Origin of the sequence: uncultured Thiodictyon sp., assembly GCF_903828115.1 — a bacterium.
GTDB lineage: Bacteria > Pseudomonadota > Gammaproteobacteria > Chromatiales > Chromatiaceae > Thiodictyon.
This window is the reverse complement of the sequence record NZ_CAIKKU010000481.1, coordinates 1-3,047: the sequence shown is the minus strand read 5'-3', so window position 1 is coordinate 3,047 and position 3,047 is coordinate 1. Positions and strand designations below refer to the sequence as shown.

The 3,047-nt window shown below is 64.1% G+C and carries 5 protein-coding genes; 3 read left to right on the top strand and 2 right to left on the bottom strand.

All coding sequences use genetic code 11. The annotated features are described in order from the left end of the window. Positions 1-169: 169 nt before the first annotated feature. On the bottom strand, positions 170-880 hold the full coding sequence (locus tag QZY48_RS17685) for a Crp/Fnr family transcriptional regulator (RefSeq protein WP_295433455.1): 711 nt from the start codon (positions 878-880) through the stop codon (positions 170-172). Positions 881-1,088: 208 nt separating this feature from the next. On the opposite strand from QZY48_RS17685, the gene QZY48_RS17680 reads away from it, so the two are divergent. Further along, entirely contained in the window at positions 1,089-1,217 is a 129-nt protein-coding gene (locus QZY48_RS17680; RefSeq protein ID WP_295433453.1) for a hypothetical protein, read from the top strand. Between the two features lie 27 nt (positions 1,218-1,244). Here the strand turns inward: QZY48_RS17680 and QZY48_RS17675 are convergent, their stop codons facing one another. Next, positions 1,245-1,973: a Crp/Fnr family transcriptional regulator gene (locus tag QZY48_RS17675; RefSeq protein ID WP_295433451.1), complete on the bottom strand. Its 729-nt coding sequence runs from the start codon at positions 1,971-1,973 to the stop codon at positions 1,245-1,247. Positions 1,974-2,515: 542 nt separating this feature from the next. On the opposite strand from QZY48_RS17675, the gene QZY48_RS17670 reads away from it, so the two are divergent. Continuing rightward, entirely contained in the window at positions 2,516-2,656 is a 141-nt protein-coding gene (locus QZY48_RS17670; RefSeq protein WP_295433450.1) for a hypothetical protein, read from the top strand. 82 nt (positions 2,657-2,738) lie between these two features. Next, positions 2,739-2,879: a hypothetical protein gene (locus QZY48_RS17665; RefSeq protein ID WP_295433448.1), complete on the top strand. Its 141-nt coding sequence runs from the start codon at positions 2,739-2,741 to the stop codon at positions 2,877-2,879. The last annotated feature ends 168 nt before the right edge of the window (positions 2,880-3,047 follow it).

Below are 3,047 nucleotides of genomic sequence, written 5' to 3'. Positions count from 1 at the left end.
CGTAATCGTAATCGTAATCGGAGAAACGATGCAATTTGGGGTGCGAGAGAATGCAGGGCGCTACGATAATCTCGACAACGACAACGACAACGACAACGACAACGGCGCTGAAAGCACTCGCGAATAGACTCGCCTAAAGGACGTGTTTAACTTATCAGTGAACCGCTTCTTACGGGAGCAGCCGCCGGTAGTCGCCGAGCAGTACCTCGTAACAGGGACAGGAGGCGGCCTCGAGTCCCGGACGGTCGAGGATGTGGATGTCCCCGCGGGCATAGCGGATGAGCCCGCGTTGTTGCAGTGCGCCGGCGGCGATGGTGATGCCGCTGCGGCGCACCCCGAGCATGTTGGCGAGGAACTCGTGGGTGAGGTGAAAATGGTTGGCGTGGCTGCGATCATGCATCATCAGCAGCCGGCGCGCCAGCCGCAATTCGATCTCGTGGGACTGGGTGCAGGCCGCGGTATGAGGCCACTGGGTGATCAGTACATACAGATAGCGGTGGAGCGTGTCCAGCAGGGAGGGGCTGTCATTCAGTTCACACCGGATCTGCGCGGCAGTGAGGCGCAAGGCGGTGCCGGCGCCTTGTACCACGGCGCGCATGGGGGCGGCCGCCACGCCCAGGGCCAGGGTCACGCCGAGCATCCCCTCGTTGCCGATCAATCCCATCTCGATGGGCTGGCGGCTGTGCAGTGTCGCACCGCCCAGTGAGATGACACCGATGAGCGGGAAATAGGCGTGTTCGTAGGGCTCGTCAACCTCGCACAGGATGACGCCGGCCGTCAACTCCACCGGCTCGCAACGCTCAAGCATCCGGGTGCGGGCCGCGCGCGGCAGGGCCTCGATGAGTTGGTTGACCACATGGGCCGGCGTTGTGGCTGACACTGGATCGTCCTGCGGCACGGCGAAACCGGGGGTGGCACCGGTGCGGTGCCGACGGTTCCTATGATGACGAGCCTAACGGGCCGCGGTGCGGCGGTCTGTTCGGCGGGCCACTTAGTAACGAGTCGAGAAAAAGTCAAATACAGCACAATCGTTGTAGTTTTCGTTGTCGTTGTCGTAATCGTTGTCGTAACCGGAGAGGCGATGAAATTTGGCGTGCGAGAGAATCCGGAATGCTACGATAACTGCGACAACGACAACGACAACGACAACGACAACGACAACGACAACGACAACGACGCGACAAGCATTCGAAAGGCCTCGTTTAACTTATCAGTGAACCGTTCCTGAGCCGGCGCCGGAGCCCTCAACACGGTCGCCGCGGCGGCAAATAGGGCAGCAGGCGATCCGTCTCCTTCTTGACGACGGCGTAGCACTCGCAACTGAGCTGCTCCAGCCGGGGCCGGTCCAGGACCTTGATATGCCCGCGGCTGTAGGCGATGACGCCGAGCTGCTGCAGCCGGCCGGCGGCGTCGGTGACCCCCTCGCGGCGCACCCCGAGCATGTTGGCGATCAGTTCCTGGGTCATGTTCAGGTGATCGCCCGCGAGGCGGTCCAGCGACAGCAGGAGCCAGCGGCACAACTGCTGATCGATGGAGTGGTGGCGATTGCAGACGGCCGTCTGGGCCATCTGGGTGATCAGTGCCTGGGTGTAGTGCAGCATCAGGTGCAGCAGCTCGCTGTGGCGGTTGACCTCGTCCTTGAAGCGCTTGCCCAGCAGGCGGTAGGCGGTGCCGGCGCTCTGCACGATGGCGCGGCTGGTGGTGCTCTCCCCCCCCATGAACATGGCCACGCCGACGAGCCCCTCCTTGCCCACCACCGCGATCTCGGCCGAGCCCCCGTTGGCCATCACATAGAGCAGGGAGACGATCGCGTCGGTCGGAAAATAGACGTGGCGCAAGGTGTCGCCCGATTCATACAACACCTTGCCCAGGGGTAGGTGCGCCCGTTCCAGATAGGGGGCGATGCGCTCCCGCGCCTCGGCCGGCAGGGCCGCGAGCAGGTGGTTCTGTTGCGGGCAAGGGGCGTCGGTCATGGTAGCCACCGGTGGGGGCAGGGAGCCCGATACTCTTAAGTCTAGCCGCCGTTCGGCCCCTTGTCGGTACGCTAACGCACAGAGCGGGCCGGGCGTCGCGCGTACCCTGGTGCTGCATCGCTGCCATCAGGTTAAGCCTTACTTGCAGTCCGGCCCGGCCTGGGAGCGTCGCACCCCAGTGCGGCGCGATCTCGCCGACAACCCCGCCGGTGTGGGTTGAGCAGAGGCCGCGCCGCACTGGGGTGCGGCGCTCCCAGTCGCCGTTGCGGCTTAAACTTAGTGGCAGTGTGGCGCTGCATCCCTCGCACGGCGCGCAAGTACTTGACCTATAAAGTGCGGGCGCCTCGTCGTTGGGGTGGCTTGACCCGGCGTCGGTAACACACAGCGGCCCTGGAAAATATCCGAGAACTCGACTGCGACTTTTGTCAATGCCCCGGTCGCGGCGACACCGTAGACTCTCGGCAACCCAACGCCGCTTCCCCCGCGGCCCCAGATCGGCGTCCGGCCCGGCCGCGGCGGTCTGTCCCCACCGGAGATCATTTATGCACTGCCCCCCTGTGGCCCTACACCAGCCCCACCCCACCCCCCGCCATCGCAGACACCTTTGGCCCTGGCTGCCGGTGCTCGCCGCCGCCGTCGGGTTGAGCATTTTACTGCTCGCCGCACACGGCACGATGCCGTGAGCGGCGCACCCGGGAGCCCCCTAAGACCGACCCCATCGTCAGCAGTTCACGACTCAAGAACTTCCCCATCTCCTTTTTCGCCATGGTGATGGGGATGGCGGGCCTGACCATCGGCTATCTGGGATTCGGCCTGCTGACTATGCTGACCGGGATCATCGCGTTCCTACTCGTGCGGACCGCGCTCGCGGTGTGGCGGCAGGGCATCTGCGTGCCGGGTCATTAGCCCGCGGCACGACGAGCTGGCAGGTCGCTTTGCGCCATCACCGGGGCGCCGGGTAACAAGCTAAGGGACGGTTCACTGATAAGTTGAAAAACTCCATTAGGGACTGCACTATGGCACCGTTGTCGTTGTCGTTGTCGTTGTCGTGATCGAGGTTATCGAGGGCGCCGG